23 protein-coding genes are annotated in these 15678 nt (G+C 60.0%); 2 read left to right on the plus strand and 21 right to left on the minus strand.

Annotated elements, in window-relative coordinates; all coding sequences use genetic code 11:
- Positions 1–156: 156 nt before the first annotated feature.
- The 13 genes from ACFQEY_RS14985 to ACFQEY_RS15045 all read right to left on the minus strand — a co-directional run bounded on the left by ACFQEY_RS14985 (position 157) and on the right by ACFQEY_RS15045 (position 6973).
- The gene (locus ACFQEY_RS14985; protein ID WP_379770062.1) at positions 157–522 is read right to left on the minus strand and encodes a DUF7568 family protein; all 366 of its coding nucleotides are present in this window, start codon (positions 520–522) and stop codon (positions 157–159) included.
- 2 nt (positions 523–524) lie between these two features.
- Positions 525–824 (minus strand): hypothetical protein, encoded by a 300-nt coding sequence (locus ACFQEY_RS14990; RefSeq protein ID WP_379770066.1) that lies wholly within the window; start codon positions 822–824, stop codon positions 525–527.
- A 54-nt stretch (positions 825–878) separates the two neighbouring features.
- On the minus strand, positions 879–1100 hold the full coding sequence (locus ACFQEY_RS14995) for a DUF8129 domain-containing protein (RefSeq protein WP_379770069.1): 222 nt from the start codon (positions 1098–1100) through the stop codon (positions 879–881).
- A 48-nt stretch (positions 1101–1148) separates the two neighbouring features.
- The gene (locus tag ACFQEY_RS15000) at positions 1149–1427 is read right to left on the minus strand and encodes a DUF7389 domain-containing protein (protein WP_379770071.1); all 279 of its coding nucleotides are present in this window, start codon (positions 1425–1427) and stop codon (positions 1149–1151) included.
- A 23-nt stretch (positions 1428–1450) separates the two neighbouring features.
- Entirely contained in the window at positions 1451–1852 is a 402-nt protein-coding gene (locus tag ACFQEY_RS15005) for a DUF6166 domain-containing protein (protein ID WP_379770074.1), read from the minus strand.
- Positions 1853–1932: 80 nt separating this feature from the next.
- The gene (locus tag ACFQEY_RS15010) at positions 1933–2328 is read right to left on the minus strand and encodes a DUF7567 family protein (RefSeq protein WP_379770076.1); all 396 of its coding nucleotides are present in this window, start codon (positions 2326–2328) and stop codon (positions 1933–1935) included.
- A gap of 575 nt (positions 2329–2903) precedes the next feature.
- A complete protein-coding gene (locus tag ACFQEY_RS15015) occupies positions 2904–3437 on the minus strand; it encodes a hypothetical protein (protein WP_379770078.1) in 534 nt (177 codons plus the stop codon).
- A 5-nt stretch (positions 3438–3442) separates the two neighbouring features.
- Entirely contained in the window at positions 3443–3988 is a 546-nt protein-coding gene (locus ACFQEY_RS15020) for a DUF7437 domain-containing protein (protein ID WP_379770080.1), read from the minus strand.
- Between the two features lie 186 nt (positions 3989–4174).
- Complete coding sequence (locus ACFQEY_RS15025; RefSeq protein WP_379770082.1) at positions 4175–4666, minus strand: hypothetical protein; 492 nt, start codon at positions 4664–4666, stop codon at positions 4175–4177.
- 109 nt (positions 4667–4775) lie between these two features.
- A complete protein-coding gene (locus ACFQEY_RS15030) occupies positions 4776–5213 on the minus strand; it encodes a hypothetical protein (RefSeq protein WP_379770084.1) in 438 nt (145 codons plus the stop codon).
- 85 nt (positions 5214–5298) lie between these two features.
- Complete coding sequence (locus ACFQEY_RS15035) at positions 5299–5679, minus strand: hypothetical protein (protein WP_379770086.1); 381 nt, start codon at positions 5677–5679, stop codon at positions 5299–5301.
- A 93-nt stretch (positions 5680–5772) separates the two neighbouring features.
- Positions 5773–5961 (minus strand): hypothetical protein, encoded by a 189-nt coding sequence (locus ACFQEY_RS15040; RefSeq protein ID WP_379770088.1) that lies wholly within the window; start codon positions 5959–5961, stop codon positions 5773–5775.
- A gap of 136 nt (positions 5962–6097) precedes the next feature.
- Positions 6098–6973 (minus strand): biosurfactant protein 1, encoded by an 876-nt coding sequence (locus ACFQEY_RS15045; protein WP_379770090.1) that lies wholly within the window; start codon positions 6971–6973, stop codon positions 6098–6100.
- Between the two features lie 255 nt (positions 6974–7228).
- On the opposite strand from ACFQEY_RS15045, the gene ACFQEY_RS15050 reads away from it, so the two are divergent.
- The gene (locus tag ACFQEY_RS15050; RefSeq protein WP_379770092.1) at positions 7229–7537 is read left to right on the plus strand and encodes a DUF3892 domain-containing protein; all 309 of its coding nucleotides are present in this window, start codon (positions 7229–7231) and stop codon (positions 7535–7537) included.
- Between the two features lie 143 nt (positions 7538–7680).
- On the opposite strand, the gene ACFQEY_RS15055 is transcribed toward ACFQEY_RS15050, so the two are convergent.
- The 6 genes from ACFQEY_RS15055 to ACFQEY_RS15080 all read right to left on the minus strand — a co-directional run bounded on the left by ACFQEY_RS15055 (position 7681) and on the right by ACFQEY_RS15080 (position 12259).
- Positions 7681–8607, minus strand: coding sequence for a transcription initiation factor IIB (locus tag ACFQEY_RS15055; RefSeq protein ID WP_379770094.1), 927 nt, complete (start codon positions 8605–8607; stop codon positions 7681–7683).
- Positions 8608–8832: 225 nt separating this feature from the next.
- The gene (locus tag ACFQEY_RS15060; protein ID WP_379770096.1) at positions 8833–9696 is read right to left on the minus strand and encodes a DNA-binding protein; all 864 of its coding nucleotides are present in this window, start codon (positions 9694–9696) and stop codon (positions 8833–8835) included.
- Between the two features lie 602 nt (positions 9697–10298).
- Positions 10299–10829: a hypothetical protein gene (locus ACFQEY_RS15065; protein ID WP_379770098.1), complete on the minus strand. Its 531-nt coding sequence runs from the start codon at positions 10827–10829 to the stop codon at positions 10299–10301.
- A 9-nt stretch (positions 10830–10838) separates the two neighbouring features.
- Positions 10839–11546, minus strand: coding sequence for a DUF7437 domain-containing protein (locus ACFQEY_RS15070; protein ID WP_379770100.1), 708 nt, complete (start codon positions 11544–11546; stop codon positions 10839–10841).
- Between the two features lie 105 nt (positions 11547–11651).
- Complete coding sequence (locus tag ACFQEY_RS15075) at positions 11652–11975, minus strand: DUF7558 family protein (RefSeq protein WP_379770103.1); 324 nt, start codon at positions 11973–11975, stop codon at positions 11652–11654.
- Entirely contained in the window at positions 11975–12259 is a 285-nt protein-coding gene (locus ACFQEY_RS15080) for a hypothetical protein (RefSeq protein ID WP_379770105.1), read from the minus strand. The genes ACFQEY_RS15075 and ACFQEY_RS15080 overlap by 1 nt, the downstream gene beginning before the upstream one ends.
- Positions 12260–12761: 502 nt before the next feature.
- Between ACFQEY_RS15080 and ACFQEY_RS15085 the strand changes: the two genes are divergently transcribed.
- Complete coding sequence (locus ACFQEY_RS15085; protein ID WP_379770108.1) at positions 12762–13592, plus strand: alkaline phosphatase family protein; 831 nt, start codon at positions 12762–12764, stop codon at positions 13590–13592.
- Between the two features lie 165 nt (positions 13593–13757).
- Here the strand turns inward: ACFQEY_RS15085 and ACFQEY_RS15090 are convergent, their stop codons facing one another.
- Complete coding sequence (locus ACFQEY_RS15090; protein ID WP_379770110.1) at positions 13758–14093, minus strand: hypothetical protein; 336 nt, start codon at positions 14091–14093, stop codon at positions 13758–13760.
- Between the two features lie 202 nt (positions 14094–14295).
- Positions 14296–15549 (minus strand): phage NrS-1 polymerase family protein, encoded by a 1254-nt coding sequence (locus ACFQEY_RS15095; protein WP_379770112.1) that lies wholly within the window; start codon positions 15547–15549, stop codon positions 14296–14298.
- Positions 15550–15678 lie beyond the last annotated feature (129 nt).

Consider the following 15678-nt stretch of genomic DNA (forward strand, 5'->3'; position numbering starts at 1 on the left):
GAATTCCCTCACGGGCACAGTTACCTGCGCCCGCGCCCTTCTCGGGCGCTCAAAAACTACCTCGTGCTTCGCCAGTGGTGGCTGAATAGCTGCTCATCGCCGGAGTATACCCGCGGAATCCACACTAGCGAGCACGCGCAGGCTCCGATTGTCCGTTCAGCGCTCAGGACCGTAGATAATTGCTGAGCGGCTTTCGTAGCCGCATTCCCGGCACTCGAACCATCGTTGTACCTTCGCACCGTCAGCACTCTTCTGTCCGACGACGACCTCGTCGTTCGGACACTCTGGACAAGGAAGTGCAGGCTCGGGACGCTTTCGGAGTTCGTCGCGAAGCGATTTAGCTTCCTTCGTCGCGAAGCCGCGCGACCACACCGGATAGCCCTCGACGAGAATGGCGGCCCGCCACTTGTGCACGTACGAATCTGGTGCTCGATGCAGGACTGCTCGCGCGTCGGTCTCTATATGTCGGTACGCCAGGGCCGGTGTGCGGCTCTTTCGCGTCCAATTGGTGAGTCGTGTCATAGTTACTCTTCGAAGAGACAGCGAGCGGCCGCATCGTCGCCGGCGAGCGTTTGCTGGTCCTCGGCCGTATCAGCGAAGAGACTGGCCTGATCGCTCTCAGACGATCGTTCGACTTCTGGCCGGTCGTCGACGCCGAACTCACTCGCTTCCGGTCGATCGAGCCGTGAATCACGGTCGCGATGATCCACGTCGGCACCGAAGTCCTCGAGTGAGGTTTCGACGCTTGTTTCGGTCACTTCGAGTTGGCCATCGTCTCCGAACGCGGTCTGTCGCTGAATATCGATTTCGGGTCGATCGCTCATCTGGATTGAGCCTCCACCCACTGAGGCTCCGACAAACAGCCCCCTGCTGTCGCGTCAGTCGTCTTGTGAGCGGATTTCGCTGGCCCGCTCTTCGAGTCGGCGGAGGATCGGGACGCGCTGCTGGTTCGCGTTCTCGTAGGCGACGCACGCTCGCAGCATCTCCATATCGTGAATCGTCACGATGCCGGCGTTGATGAGTCGCGTATTCGCGGGTTTGAGGCGTTGTTCTGGCGAAAGCTCGCTTGCGTCTGTCGATTGGACGTCAGGGTTGCTCACTGATGATCGCCTCCGTCACTGCTGAGGCGACGAAAAACAGCGCGCCCGCTACTCGTCTGCTTCCTTGGGTTGGATCTGACGGGCGTCCTCGGCGAGATCGTGGATGTACCCTCGGAGGATTTCCATGTCCTCGCGGGCGTCTTCGAGGGTCTTACCTTTCGCCTTCGCGACGATCTTGTCCTGGTCACGGGTGCCGGTGCCACGAGTGAGCTTCACAGTAAGTGAGACGCCGACATCACTGCGCTCGACGTACTCCGTTTGTTTCGGCTGCTCACTGGATTTGGCCGATTCGACATCCGCACGAGATGGCTGGGTGTGTTCTGACATGGATTGCTCTCGATGATTGGTGCTTAGATGGTCGGTGCGACCGGCTCGTCGGGTGTTATGTCCAGAGCTGCGTCGATCTCGCTGGCGGTGAGTCGCCAGTACTCGTCGGACCCAGTACAGTCCAGCTGGCTCACGACCTCGGTTTTGAACTCCTGGTAGTGGTCAAGGGCGAACGCCTCGTCTCCCGTGTAGTCGAGGAGGAGAGCGAGCGCGAGTTGCGCCGGCCCACTGCCGCCGTATCCCCATTCGAAGCCCGAGGGACTGTGATTCACCAGCTCAAGACTCCGGTCTGGCGTGAGCCGTTCCTGGCCGGGGCGTTTCTCCACGACGGCGTTTCCTCGATGTCGATACCCGACATAGATGACATCGCGGTCGCTCGGTGGGCGTATCTGTTCGATCGAGTGCGTGTTGTTGGTTCGACTCATTGGTCTGTTCGGGCGATGCTCGGTCGAGCACCCCCGCACCCCTCTGGGGGCAACAAACAGCCACGGTGATTGCGTTCTCCCTACGCGAGGTGGGAGATCTCTGCCGGTTCGTTGATGTCGTCGAACTCGCCTCGTTCGACTGGCTCCCAATCGTCGCCAGGTTCTGGACTCCACCAGTCGACGTCGTAGGCGCCCGGTGCGCCGAGAATCTTCACTCGTGCCGATCCGTCGGGCAGGTCGCGACGCAGTTTCTCGTCGACGTGGAGGTTCCACGTTGAGTGGGTGTCGAAGCAGGCGAGGACGGCCTCCTCGTAGCCGCGGGTCTCTTGGGACTCCTGGAGTTCGACCTGCGTGTTACAGTTCTTGCAGAACACGCCCTCGAATGGGATGTGGGTGAAGACCTCGTGCCCGCAAACGGGGCACCAGAGGAACTCGAACAATGCCTCACTGTGACGGTCGATGACTTCCAGACTCATCTGTGGATCTGGCCCGATTGAGACGGGCCACCCCTCCCGGCCCAAAATAGACGTCACCGCAGTGACGCTGAAAATAGATCCACCTCTCAGTTGCTGACTATCACGACTGTGTTGTACTGAGCGTTGGTCTGGGTGAGTGTACGCACTTTTCAGGAATTTCGTCGTCAGGGATGTTGCTTAGTGCTGTACTGCCGGTAAAAGTTTATCAGACTACACTGTGTGCGGTTTTGTATGTCCGCTCCCACGGCCGGAGACGAAGACGGTAAGGAGTCTCCTGAAGCTGTTTCAGCTGAGGAGGCACTTGAGATGCTGCCTGACGAAGACGAATTCAAGGCCGAATTCTAACACTCGGTTTTATACTCCTGTTTGCTTGCTGTTCGTATAGATGGGCCGACGATATGTCGTGTTCTTTGAGCCAACTCTAGCGAATCTTGATGCGATGAGGAATCATATGTCGACACGGATGGAAAACCAAACTACGGATTTTCTTGATGCTTAGCGTCCCGAGGCCGCTTTTGCAAAACCGCTACAGAGTGATTTATCGCAGTTCAATTGCGAAGTATAGCGAGAACCGATCACCCAGAGAACTGGTACCGATTTTCGACAGACTTGACGAAGTCGAAGGCTTTGACGAGCTGAACCGGGTCCTCGTAGCCGTGCTGTGAGAGTGCCCGCTCAATCCCGCGGAACGCCGGTAAATCGTTCGTGTAGATGGCGATCGATTCTGTCTGCCCTTGTTCGAGGAGTGTTGCTGCCGCCCCACCAACTTCCGCATCTGCTTGCTCGATCGTGTGCTCGGGACGGTCGGTGGCGGCAGCAATATACTGGCGAACCATATCCATCGTCGCTGAAACGACCGGATTAGAATAGTCAACCTCCTCAAGAAGCTGTACCCAGCCAGCTTCGATTGCATCCTCTATTGGAGGAGTCCCGTGGGGATAGGATTCGGGCGTGAGTTCTTCGTATACTCGTGTGGGCAGGAGGAGGACGACATCACGCTCAGTAACAGCACGTTCAAGCAGATTGACGGTGTCGTGGCGTTCGAACCGGATGAAGAGATTTGCGTCGATGATATGACTCTCGACAGATGGAAAAAGTTGCGCTGACACGGTTACTACTTGTCCAAGCGTTCATCGACGGCAGCATCAAGCTCCTCGATATCGAGGCTCGTAGCGGTATCGGGCTCGGTCTCCAGAATGATTTCCTGGAGTTCTTGGAGGATGGTTTCCGCTTCGAGAACAGGGATATCCTGTTCACGGGCCATGATCCGGGCGTTCATTTCCGACTGCGTATACGCTCGAGCGTATTCGATCGCCGTTGCGAGGCCGCTGACACCGTGGCGGTCGATGTAGAGGCTAATATTCTCGTTCGACTGGCGGTCGGCGAGGGCGACCAGAAGCGTCGGCGTGATCTGGAAGGTCTCCCCGCCGGCCTGGATCGTCATATCGACGCGGCTCGCTCGATAGCGGTGGGGCTGCGTCTCCGTGACACGCTCCAGAAGGCCAATCTCCACGAGATGCTTGACATCCTCGTAGACGGTTGTCGTCGAGCTCTCGATGCCCTCGGCCAGTTCCTCGACAGTTGGAGAGTCGTGTTCGAGGACACGGCTATAGAGCTGGGCAAGCCGGTCGTTCCGAATCACGTCGGAGACGGCCAGCATCGTATCAAGGGGATGTGAATGTGAGACAGCGGATTCTGCCATACATTTCAATTTTCGCGGAAACCTAAAAACTCTGTCGGTGGTGCGGTGTAGAACCGTTCGTGCTTCTGTCCCAGTATTCGGGTACTTGAGTTTGAGTGTGGGTGGGTGGTTCTCGCACTACCTGTTGTGAATCGGGGGTTGTTGTTAGAAGTGGACGTCTGCGGGCACGATCCAGAGGTCGTCACTCTCGTCGAGGATTCGGTCTAGCTGGCCGCGATGCCGAATGCCGCTCCCGTGTTCATCGTACAGGAAGACCGAGGGGCCGTCGTACGCGCCGACCTGGTGGAAGGCGTGCCGGGCGAGATCCTCGTCGCGCATAATCTCTTCATCGCTGAGTTCGTCGAGCGCCTCCTTCACGCGGTCGAGATTCCGCTGGAACTCCTCCTCGGTCGCCTCCCACCCGCGTTCGAGTAGCTCCTCACCCTCGTCCGATTCCACGGGCGCAGCTACCGGCAAGTCGCCCCACCGAGCCGTGCCAGCGACCGATGTCCCTTCTTCATCGAACGCGACGTAGTAGTCGAAGACGGCGCTGGCGTGTGGCACGGCGCCGACGAGTCGATCGAACACCGTCTTTCCGGTGGCGAGTGCGTCGTCTTCTGTCGATGCCTCTACGAGCGTGTAAATGACCATGTGCATTGGGTCTCACCTTGGGCTGCCGACGCCCCCTGACTGTACCCTGCCTCACTCTCGGGTGCGCCGGCACCCATCGCCGGCGCTTGACAAACGCCACCAGAAGCAGCGCTCGCTAGCGGTTGTCTCGCTCCGATTCACTCACTTCCTCGACGGTGATCGTCAGGTCGCCGGTTTCGTAGTCCGCCTCGAACGAAACCACGAACCCATCCGACTCTTCGGCGGCGTGGTAGGCGCGGTGGCGTTGGAGTGACCCCGTCGCCTTGAAGTGGAAGAACGCCGCTGCCGTGTACGGTTTGCTCGCGGTCTCGATCTGTGTCTCGACCGATGCCGGCAAGGCGATCTGCGGCGTGTCGTTGTCGATACTCGATGCGAAGGCTCGAGCCTCGTCGACGGTGGCCTGCGAATGCTTGGGCGTCTCACCGGTCAGGACGTTCACGGGTGTCTCTGTGCCGTCGGTGAACAGGACGTCTTCGTAGGTTTGGGTCCCGAGGATCGCCTCGGGGCTTAGCTCACAGTCCTCGAACGGGTCGTCGGTAGATTGTTCGGACATGGTTTTACGACCGGCCCCCGCGAGGGGGCTCAGCCCTTCGGCCCCCGATAAACCCTCCTGGACACAGGCGGAGGCTGGCCAGCAGCTACTCGGTGATCGGCTCGGGGCTGCTGAGGTCCGCGTGAAGGACCTCACCGTCGCGAACGACGTACCGTTTCGCCAGGACCGGGAACCGGCACTTCGTGAACCCAGCCGTCTGAATATCGAGTTCCTCGTCAGCTTCGAGGTAGTCGGCTAGTGCCTGTAGGAACTCGTAGGTCACGATTCCGCCCTCGTAGTCCGGGAGACCGTTCTCCCTGGTCTCGTACACCTCGAAGTCGTCGTGTCCCCAGATGGTGAGATCGCCCTCCTCGGTGACCTCCCAGTTGAGCGTCCCGAAGCAGTAGGTCTCGCAGAGCTCACGAACTGCCTGCGGATCCGACACGATCGCGCCGGTCGACGTTGTCGCCGCTTGTAGTGTCGCCATGTCTGGACCTCACGGGGTAGCCCCCGCACCCCCTTTCGGGGGCGAAAAAACACGTTCAGGAGTACCCCCTGTGACCGGGGACGGAGACGTCGGTTAGGAGTCTGCTCGGGCGTCTTCCCCGTTACCGTTGGCCGGTCGAGTGAGGAGACTCACCTCTTTTAGGAGGTCCCTCGCTGTCTCGACTCGTTCCTGATCTGCATCGTCCAGTTGGTCGATATCCAATCGATTGAGGTTGCTGAGCACGCAATGCATCCGGTAGCCCTGTTTGAACTGTTGATCCATCGGAAGCGCCTCACGGCTCGCCGGCGCAGATAGACGCCACGCTGCCACTCTCGCCGGTCTCGACGGCGGGCAATCCGTTAACCAACAAACCTCGAAGACGCCCGGTCTGTGTTGGTTAACTCGTCTGGTTGCTGCGCTACTCGGGGGCGGGGCCGTAGCGAGCCGTTCCACACACCTGGCACTCCCAGATCGGCTGTCCCGTCCACGTCTCGTCAGGGATCGATTCGTGGGTCTCGAACTGATGATCGGTCGCTCTCCCACAGTCCTGACAGTCGAGACGGGCCGTCGTCGGAATCGACGACGGTCGGCTGTCCGAGTCACGCTTGGCTGTTGTCGCGGTGAGGGCGATCGCTGGGACCAGCCAAATCTCGTCGTTGGCGTCGTCGACGATTTCTCTGAGGCTCGCCTCGTCACGGATGCCGTTCCCTCGCTGGTCGTAGAGCCGTGTCGGTGCTTGCTGCTGGTGCTCGACCGCTTCCTGCCCGTGCCATCCTGTTCGGTCGCGGGCGGCTGCGAGCAGCTGCTCACCCTCGGCTGAGTCACGCTGTACCGCAGCGGGGAGCGAGGGCCATCGGTCGGCCAGTTGGCGCGCAGGTGGCTCGTCGAGATCGTAGACCAGGGTGTATTCGTCGACGGCCAGCTCCGCGTTGTTCGAGGTGAGGAGGTTCGCGGCGGCTCCGCCCTTCGCGACGGCGCCGTAGAACGTGGCCGACTCGACGACAAGGTGGACGATGCCGAGAAGCGCCGTCTTCATTGACTCGTCCGTCCTGGTGACGTCGGCACCGAGATGATTCGTCAGGCAGAACCGACATTTCGACTGCCCCGTGGGAATCGATGCTCCACAGGACTCGCACTCGGGGACAGCCGCTATCGGGTCATCTGGATAGCTCGCGTCGACGTCACTAGATCGCTGCCGCCGGGGGTCGCTACCACTGGCGAGTTGATCGTCGGGAACGTGGGTGGCTTCGCCGAGTGGCCGAAGAGCTTCGTAGTCGGTGTACTGGTCGGTCATAGAGTGGTCTAGCCGTAGCATGCTTCGTTTTCAGGTTTAAACAATAGCTCCCACATCAATTAGCCTACAGACAGAGGGTGTCGTAGAACGATTCGCATACGTTCTTCGCGACTCTCCGACGATCGATAAGTACAGCGAGTCCACTATCCGGAGGATAGGTTATGGAAAGGCTCAGATCATATCGAGAAGAGATTGTAACTAGATATCTTCATCCTCACTAGGGTTTTATGACGGAATGGGAATATAAGAGAATATATGCCCAATCCGGACTATGTGATTACTAAGGTTTCATATGATAGTGACCACAGTCGAATTACTGATGTCAAACGAGGGGGGTATGACAACTCGGAGACTGAGTTCAGTACGCCCTCGAAGACATCTAGACAGTCTGTGGTAGATTCAATTGAGTCTGGAGACGACTATTATACTGTGCCCCCAGATGGAGACGGAGGATACACTTGGGGGGATAGTGTGGAGGTGATACCTATTGATGGGGAGAAATTTATTCGAACGGACGGCAACAGAGTAAAGGAGGACAACCTTGGTTCACTTCCAGAGTTCTAACGGTTCTTTCGCTTAATGTAGCTAGGGCTAGCCGTTCGCAGACCTACTTACCGGCGTGTTCACTGTAGAGGTAGATGAAATCACTCTGTTAGAAGCGTTCTATGACACCCTCTACAGACAACCGAGAATCAACAGTGGGGACGTTACACAGCCAGTTCGTCCAGCGCGTCGCGGTGGGTCCGCACGGTGACCGCCGAGACGCTCGCAACTTCAGCGACGTCCGACTGGGTGATCCACCGCCCCTGTTCGCGCCCGGCCTTGTACAGGCAGGCTGCGGCGAACCCGGACGGCCGAACCCCCGTGGTGGCTCCGGTTGATTCGGACGCTTCCGCCAATCGCCGGGCCCGCTGTCGGATCTGATCGGAGACATCGAGCTCCGACGCCAACCGCGGAACGAACGCACTGGGCGTCACGGGCTGGGCTGGCAGGCCAAGCTCCGTGTTCAGCGTCGTGTACGCGTTCGTAATCCGCGACTGCTCGACGCGGGCCGACTCGGTGACGTCGTCGAGCGTTCGCGGCCGCCCGTTACACCGACACGCGCCATAGACGCTCGCGGCGGCCATCGCCTCGATCGAGCGTCCCCGCAGGAGATCCTCGTTCTGAGCACTGCGGAAGAGCTGGCACGCCTGGTCACGGATCGTCTCGGACAGCTCGAGCGCGCTCACGATCCGGCGGACCTCGCCCAACCCATGTGCGAGGTTGCGTTCGGCTTTCGACTGGAACCGTCCACGCGTCTGTTCACGCCGCATCCGGGACAGCCGCCGTTGCTTTTGCCCGGAAAGTGCGTTCCCGTTCGCGTCAGTCCCGCGCCCGATCTCCGTCGACAATCCCCGGTCGTGCCGCGCCGCCGTGAGCGGAGCGCCTGTCCGCTCGCGCTCGTCGTCATCGAAGCCTCGCCACTCGGGCCCGTGGTCGATCCGCTGCTCGTCGATGACGAGCCCACAGTCCTCGCAGACGGTTTCGACCGCATTGGTAGTGACTCGGCCATCGCACTCGGGACACTGATTCGAGTCGCTCTCGGTCTGGACGTCTTCGTCGAACGCCGTCTCGTAGATGTTTCTGGTTGCCATGAATACGCACGAGGGGACTCACGCGGATCGCGTCTCTCGGAATGCCCCTCACCCACTACGGGGCACATATACACCTCCGCGGGACGGCGCCGACACCGATGGGCTGCGGTGGCGAAAGCCCGGCAGTGCAACGGCGCGCAGCGCCGTGAGCAGCCCGGACCGTGGAGGTGGTGGGAGGTGGCGGTGACCGCGTACACACCAGCAAAAAAGGGGGCTCCGCTCCGGCTATTCCCACCAGCGGCCGCGCTCTGGGAATTCGATCTGACTCCAGCCCGTGATAGCGAGACTGCAACGACCCTGATACCAATTCTTTTTCACAGCCCTGAATCTAACCGTCTGCCCTTCTCGAACCATCGTTTTCCGGCTCTTCTCCCAGACCGTGAATTTCGTTCGGCCGCTCTCGTCTTCGATCAACCCGACTTGTTGGATGTTTGAGGCCGAGGGAGACCAGAGCTCAGTGATTTCTCCTTCGACCGCCACCTCCCCAACCGGGACGTCCGGCACATCCGCGATGGGCACGATTGCACCCGGCACCGCCTTCAGTTCTTCCAGCGTCTCCAGCACCGCCTTCGTCACGTCCTGGCCGCGCTGCACCTTCTCGGCCAGCTGCTTCGCGACGACCGCCCGTGACCACCCGCCATCGACTTCCTCCTTGATCCGCATCGCCTGCTTGTTCACGGCCGCGAGGTTCTCCTGCGTCAGTTTCTCCCGTGGATCCGTGCGCTCCACCGGCTCGGGCTCGTCACGGCCACACTGCTCGACGACGACCTCCCGCGTGCGCTCCTCGCGACCGTCCTGCGTTCCTAGCTCGGCCTGGGCACTGATGCGCTCCAGTTCGGCTTCCCGCGCCTGAATGCGCTCCTCCTGTTCGAGGGTGACGCCGTGAATTCGGTCCTCGCTCGTGTCCGCGATTCCGTCCGGGTGATTCGCATCCACTTTTGCCTGCGTTTCCTCTTCGACCGTCGCCTCGAACTCCGGCGTCTCGTCGACGATCGGGAAGCCCTCTTCATCGACTGCCTGCTTGTCCGCTTGTTCGAACGCCTGTTCATCGACCGAAACGACCTTGCGACTCGAGTTTGTACTAGACATTGGAACTTACCTGTTCCTGAAGGCGCTCACGCGCCCGACTCCGCGATGCTGCTACATCGCGGATTTCTCTACGACGACAACGGCCAATAGACTCGTCTGCGCGCTCTCGCTCGCGCCTTCGCGAGCGCCCTCTTGGGCGCGAGCGAGAGCGCGCCCGAGGCGGCCAACCATCCAGCCGCGCGCGCCGACCCGCCCGGAGCGAGCGGCCAGCGCATTCCCCGTTCGCCGCGACGCAACCACCGTCCGTCGCGGTCGGCGGAGCCGAGGTCCGCAGGACCCGGACGGGTGAAGCGCTGGCGTCGAGACCAGATTCATTTTAGCCCGGAACGGGCGCGGGCGGTGCGGAGAGCGCCCGCATGCCCGGAATGGTCGGTCGCGAGCGACGCGGAGGGCGGCAGCGGCGAGCGGGGCGAGCCGTTACGAATCACCTGGCCATCCACTCTCGACGCTCAGTGACGCAGTCGATGTCCTGGTGGACTCAGAAAGGGCGAGGCCGCCTCGGTCGTCCCCCGACTCCGCAAGCACCGAGGGACGAGGCGCGCAGCGTGGGGCGCGGGATGCCGAGCGGCCGAGGGCTTTCGGAATGAGGGTCACTACTCGGTCTAGATCAGCCGCATCGAGTCGCCCGGGTCGTCGCCGATGATGTCCGCCAAGCCGTAGACCGTGATCGCGTCCGTGTATCCCTGCGCTCGAACGGCGTTCTCGATACCCTTCTTAGCTGGTTGATCGTCTGTGAGTACAACAACACCCGTTGTGGAGCGGTCTCTCACATACTGAATGACTAGGCCCGCAAGAATTGCATCGGTCTTTTCGACGTCGTGTTCGGCTTTAGTCGTTTCACTCGCGATGGTCCGTCTGGCGATATCGCTTGCCGCGACAGCGTCCCCGTCCGTTGGTGATGGCGCATCGATGATCTCGGCCCATCCTTCGTCGAGCGCCGTCCGGACACGATCCGTCTCTGAGCCGCCGAGTTCGCCGATCACGCGCCGGGGGAGTTTGCAGACGACGCCGGCGTACTGGATGGCTCGGCGAAATCGTTGGTACTGCGGATTCGAGGACTGGCCGATCGCGTAGAAGATGTTCGCGTCGACGAGGACGTCCTGGTCAGCGGATAATGGCGTGTCTCGACCCATCCGATGAACTCACCTATCGGGGTCCGACGAGTCCGTCGGAGCGTCAGCCACGTCATCGAGATCGGGGAGGTCCATCTCGTCATGCACGTCCGGGAAGAGGTACTCGAAGAACGGATCGTGCTCCCGGCCGACGGCTAGTGCCGGTTTGAGCGCGTAGATGATCATCATCGCTTCCGTCTCGCGCACGTCGATGTCGCTGGCGACCATCCGCTGAGTCGTCTTGCCCGCGAAGTGGAGCCCGGCGCCGCGCAACGCGGCGATGAGCTTCCCGAGACCGTACCGGTCTACGAAGTACTCGATGTCCTCGTCGACCTCCTGGAGCCCGAGGGCGTGGAGGACGGTCGGCGTGATGACGATCGGGACGTACTGCTCGACGATGATGATCGGGTCGGCGGTCAGCTGCTGGGGGCGTGTCGAGTCGTCGCGGTCGACGAGGCCGAGATCAACCAGTCGGTCGACGTACTCGTAGGCCGTCGATTTCGAGAGCTCGAGCGCCTCCATAGCTTCCGGTGGGGTGACCGGGCCCCAGTAGCAGATGTAGACGTAGACGCGGGCGAGTGCTGGGCGGTTGAGCAGTTCCACGACTGTTTCGAGCCGGGGCGCGTTCTCGGCCAGCGTCTCCGGCTCGAGTGTGTCTTCGGTGAGGACGTCGATCGGTGGTGGGTCCAGCGTATCGATCCCACCATCCGGACGAACGTGATCGTGATCAGGAGCCATGGTAGATAGTCCGAAGTCTGTGTACTTCACACTATCGGTGCGGCGAGTGACGCGCTACTGGCTTATGTGAACGGACGCCGAGGGACGTTCCACCGAATTAAACGGCTACTCGACAACGTGTGACTCGAAATCTCGCGTCCAGTACGTCGCGGGCCCGCCAAGACTACATCGCGCACACAGCTGGAGCGGCCCCTCGAGATGCCCGAGTTCGACGCGAAAGCGCGTGAGCGCCGCGAGGGCGTCGACGACGAGGCCACACCCGTCGCAGGCGTGGTGATCGCGCTCCTCGGGATCAGGCCGCTCTTGGAGCGCACAGTCGACGCAGATCGGGTGCGTCACCCGTTCGTCTTTCCTCCAGGTATGCGCCTCGCCCATCTCTGTTCCTGGTGATGAATCGCAGAAGACACACCCAGCGAGCGTCTGTTGCATCAGTCGTCCTCCGCGTCTCTGGCGGCCCGCCAGCCGCGATGGAACACGGCGAGCTGGGTGATCGAGTCGAACGCCTCACTACTGGGCTCGTGAACGAGGACTCGCTGGTCAGGGATCGGCCTCACCATATCGTCCTCGAGGAGATCATTCACGAGACGACGGGCACTCCGCTCGTCGATGTCCGCCGTCGCGACCCGGGCCGCATCCCGGTCTTGTGCAACGAGTTCGGTTTCGAGTCGTTCGTAATCGTCTGTCGTGTCGTCGAGGATATCAGGTCCAGTCATGGGAACTCACGCTGGGACGCGCTTCGAGCACGCCTCACGCCATCCGGCGCAGACAAACGTACAGACTGGAGATAGTGGGTGTCAGAGAACTGTTCGTATATCCTCACAGGGGAAGTTTGCCGATACTGGCGGTGCTACTACGGTATGGGAATGGGGGAGTGGAGCAGGAGATTGGAACGTCATCTTCACACACAGGGCACGACCGTGCCGCAGGGACGAACAACAGCGGTAATCCGTACAACTTTGCTACTGAGTAGGTTAACCCGGCCATCCCACCGGCCGACCTATCACTCTACAACGGGACGATGAACGGCGAAACGAGAATCGACGATGGAACAAACACCACCAGCACAAACCCCGAAGAGTTCGTCTGATACAATGGCACTTGGTACTCCGCGTCCGGCGACACGATTACACCAGCATAAGACAGAAACACCGAAAAAATATATTGTATGGGATAAATAACGGGAACATGTATGATTTGTCTGGACTGCATCGTGCTGTGAAAGACCCCATTCGGATCATCACTGAAGTGAACCGCCTCATTAACCGTCGAGGTAATCTCAACTCACACAACAAAGACGGGGTCGACATCTTCAGCAAGGACTGGGATTATCTTATTCTGCTTGATGCATGCCGCTACGATGCATTTAGTGAACACGTTGACCTTCCAGGGGAACTCGAATCCCAAACATCAAAAGGCAGTTCAAGTGTGGAGTTCATTCACGGGAATTTCGCCGACCGCGAACTGCACGATGTAGTCTACGTCACTGCCAATCCGTGGTTTGAACGCCTCGTAGACTCAATCAATGCGAGCGTTCACGGCCACATCTATTGCGACTTCGAGCCAGATAATGTGACGAGTGCCGTGCTTGATGCCGCAGAGGAGTATCCGAACAAACGGATTCTCGTCCACTATATGCAGCCCCATTTCCCATATCTTCGCGCCGACGCCGACAAGTTCCATACCGGCGGCGATCTCCAGACAACGTTCCGCGAGACTGATGTCACCCGCTCTGAAATGTGGGACGCTTATCTCGACAACTTAGACCTCGTGACTGGCGAAGTAACACGTCTGTTCAAAGAATTACAGGGCCGGTTTGTCGTCTCAGCAGATCACGGCGAGCTATTCGGGGAACGCGAAGCTCCGATTCCAAACCGTCGCTATGGACACCCCCGAGGTATCTACGTTGACAAACTCGTCAAAGTCCCGTGGCTTACGTATGAGAGTGGGTCGCGTCGTCGCATTGTCGCCGAACCGCCGGTTGAAACGGAGTCGGTCGCCGACTCGCGTGTTACGGAGGATCTGCGAGACCTCGGTTACGTTGCTTGACTTTCATACACACTTACCAGCCAATTCATTGTAGAAGCGGATATAATCAATATCCTGGGAAGAATTCTATGACACTAGCAATTGAAGAGAGCCGACAGGTAAGTTACTGACTCGGGCTCTCACTATGACTAACCAACAATCGCCGAACTCTATCGCATTTGTTGGTTAACTCTCCTCGTATCCTAAATCCGTTCGCAGTTGCTGCATGGGCTTCACAACGAATGTATCGGGTTCGGTGACCGGGTCCGCGTGGATTCGGTTCGTTGCCACTGACGCCGACTGTGAGAGCCGACAGACCAGCTTTTCGCGAACATCGGCACGAGTGATTTGATTCTCGTCCCAGTCGAGGGGTTCATCATACCGACGCTCCCTGAACCGCTGTTCTGTCCCACCGGTGGCGACGTACTGATCGATTGTTGCACCCCACACGTTCGAGGACCGGTACTCGGTACCGACATTCTCGTGAGTGAGTTCGACGAGGACACACTCGACGAATGCCACTATCGACTCGTCACTCCGGTCGTTGACACGTCAAGCCGGAGGTCATCCCAAGGCGAGGTTGCTCCGTCGGATTCGGCTGAATGGTGGTCGATACGACGGTTTCGGTTGCGCTGTCGCTCAGAATACATGCGTTGGTCCTGGGGAGAATTCAATTACCCCGCACCCCTACCGGGGTGATAGACGTGACGTTGCGGTCGCGACGCTACTCGGACCGACCGCTGAATAACCGACTCAACATGGAGGATGGCTCTGACTCACCACTGTTCTCACTCGCAGTAGTGACTTGCTCGCCCTGGGACTGCCCATCCTGCTGGTCACGGGTGGCAAGTTCGTCGGTGAGCCGCTCAATCTCTGCTTCGAGGGTGTCGATTCGCTTGGTTTTCTCTGCGAGTGTCGCCTCGAGTTCGTCGACGCGCTCGCTCAAGAGCCGGTTCTTCTCGGTCAGGTACGCGCGACTCCGCTCTGAATCGTCACGGGCGTCGGCAGACGATTCGGCAGAGGTGGTGTCGCGGCCTTCGGTATCGTCGCCGGCGTCCGGGTCGTAGAACTCCGAGGTGGTCGCAATCGCACGCTCGATGGTCTTCTCCCCGTACGTCGACCCATCGGCGTAGTGAACCTCGTCCCACTTCTCGCGATGGAGCCCCGACTGCCGGAACAGGTGCTCCATCTGCGTCCGGTCGCCGCCGGTCCAGAACGCCAGCAGACAACACAACGCCATATCGGCCTCCGACTGGCTGTCGTACCCGACGGTGTTCCCGTTCCAGAGGCGCCCGAACTTCTCACCGTTCGACGCATTCGTTGCTTTCTCCAGGAGGTCCTCGTCCTCAAGGTCGACGTCGTCTGCATCATTCGTCGCTGATTGGCCGTCAGCGTCACCACGCTGCCTGGATTCGGGAGTCGTGTCACGCTCGATGTTCTGGACGTACTCGCGGTGAATCGCGTCGAGCGCGTCCTGTCGGCGTGCAACACGTGTGGGCGTTCGCCCGACGTGGTCGCCAGTGACGGTGAAGAACCGCGCCGTATCGTACAGCTCGATGCTCCCGCGACGGTTCCGGCCGTCTGGGAGGTCACCCTTGATGAGGACGTGGTAGCCGGTTCCAGAGGGCGACACCTCCGTGTAGGAGTCAAGTCGCTCGATGATGTCCAGCGCCACGTCGTCGACGTCGCCGGTTTCGGGATCGCGGCAGTCGTCCAGATCGACGCCGACGATGGGGTCGTTGTCGGTAAACACGAACCCGACGCCATCGGCGTGCTCCGTCTCGGTGTATTCGAGTGCCGTTTCGAGGCTGTCCCACGTCTCAGGGTCCGTCGACGACGCGAACCCGCCTGTCGCTGGTATCACCGGGATCTTCGTCAGTTTGTCGTCCCGTTCCTCTTCCCGCCAGCACACCCACTGCTCGCGCTCGCGTAGCTTCTCGGGACACTCCGAGACTACAAGTGGCGGCTCAGATTCCATCGGCATCCCTCTCGATGAGTCTCCAGTGAGTCATCTCACTCTCTTTCTCACTATCCTGATAGAAGTCCTCGCGACCGGTGGCTTGTCCAGTCCCCTGTCCAACGGGTGCTACCCGTTGTATACTAGTTG

Source organism: Halorubrum trueperi (genome assembly GCF_042662525.1).
GTDB classification, from domain to species: Archaea; Halobacteriota; Halobacteria; order Halobacteriales; family Haloferacaceae; genus Halorubrum; species Halorubrum trueperi.

Coding starts and splice junctions, on each gene's coding strand:
- ACFQEY_RS14985 (WP_379770062.1), bottom strand. CDS start 522: ATGACACGACTCACCAATTGGACGCGAAAGAGCCGCACACCGGCCCTG.
- ACFQEY_RS14990 (WP_379770066.1), bottom strand. CDS start 824: ATGAGCGATCGACCCGAAATCGATATTCAGCGACAGACCGCGTTCGGA.
- ACFQEY_RS15000 (WP_379770071.1), bottom strand. CDS start 1,427: ATGTCAGAACACACCCAGCCATCTCGTGCGGATGTCGAATCGGCCAAA.
- ACFQEY_RS15005 (WP_379770074.1), bottom strand. CDS start 1,852: ATGAGTCGAACCAACAACACGCACTCGATCGAACAGATACGCCCACCG.
- ACFQEY_RS15010 (WP_379770076.1), bottom strand. CDS start 2,328: ATGAGTCTGGAAGTCATCGACCGTCACAGTGAGGCATTGTTCGAGTTC.
- ACFQEY_RS15020 (WP_379770080.1), bottom strand. CDS start 3,988: ATGCTGGCCGTCTCCGACGTGATTCGGAACGACCGGCTTGCCCAGCTC.
- ACFQEY_RS15025 (WP_379770082.1), bottom strand. CDS start 4,666: ATGCACATGGTCATTTACACGCTCGTAGAGGCATCGACAGAAGACGAC.
- ACFQEY_RS15030 (WP_379770084.1), bottom strand. CDS start 5,213: ATGTCCGAACAATCTACCGACGACCCGTTCGAGGACTGTGAGCTAAGC.
- ACFQEY_RS15035 (WP_379770086.1), bottom strand. CDS start 5,679: ATGGCGACACTACAAGCGGCGACAACGTCGACCGGCGCGATCGTGTCG.
- ACFQEY_RS15040 (WP_379770088.1), bottom strand. CDS start 5,961: ATGGATCAACAGTTCAAACAGGGCTACCGGATGCATTGCGTGCTCAGC.
- ACFQEY_RS15045 (WP_379770090.1), bottom strand. CDS start 6,973: ATGACCGACCAGTACACCGACTACGAAGCTCTTCGGCCACTCGGCGAA.
- ACFQEY_RS15050 (WP_379770092.1), top strand. CDS start 7,229: ATGCCCAATCCGGACTATGTGATTACTAAGGTTTCATATGATAGTGAC.
- ACFQEY_RS15055 (WP_379770094.1), bottom strand. CDS start 8,607: ATGGCAACCAGAAACATCTACGAGACGGCGTTCGACGAAGACGTCCAG.
- ACFQEY_RS15060 (WP_379770096.1), bottom strand. CDS start 9,696: ATGTCTAGTACAAACTCGAGTCGCAAGGTCGTTTCGGTCGATGAACAG.
- ACFQEY_RS15065 (WP_379770098.1), bottom strand. CDS start 10,829: ATGGGTCGAGACACGCCATTATCCGCTGACCAGGACGTCCTCGTCGAC.
- ACFQEY_RS15070 (WP_379770100.1), bottom strand. CDS start 11,546: ATGGCTCCTGATCACGATCACGTTCGTCCGGATGGTGGGATCGATACG.
- ACFQEY_RS15075 (WP_379770103.1), bottom strand. CDS start 11,975: ATGCAACAGACGCTCGCTGGGTGTGTCTTCTGCGATTCATCACCAGGA.
- ACFQEY_RS15080 (WP_379770105.1), bottom strand. CDS start 12,259: ATGACTGGACCTGATATCCTCGACGACACGACAGACGATTACGAACGA.
- ACFQEY_RS15095 (WP_379770112.1), bottom strand. CDS start 15,549: ATGGAATCTGAGCCGCCACTTGTAGTCTCGGAGTGTCCCGAGAAGCTA.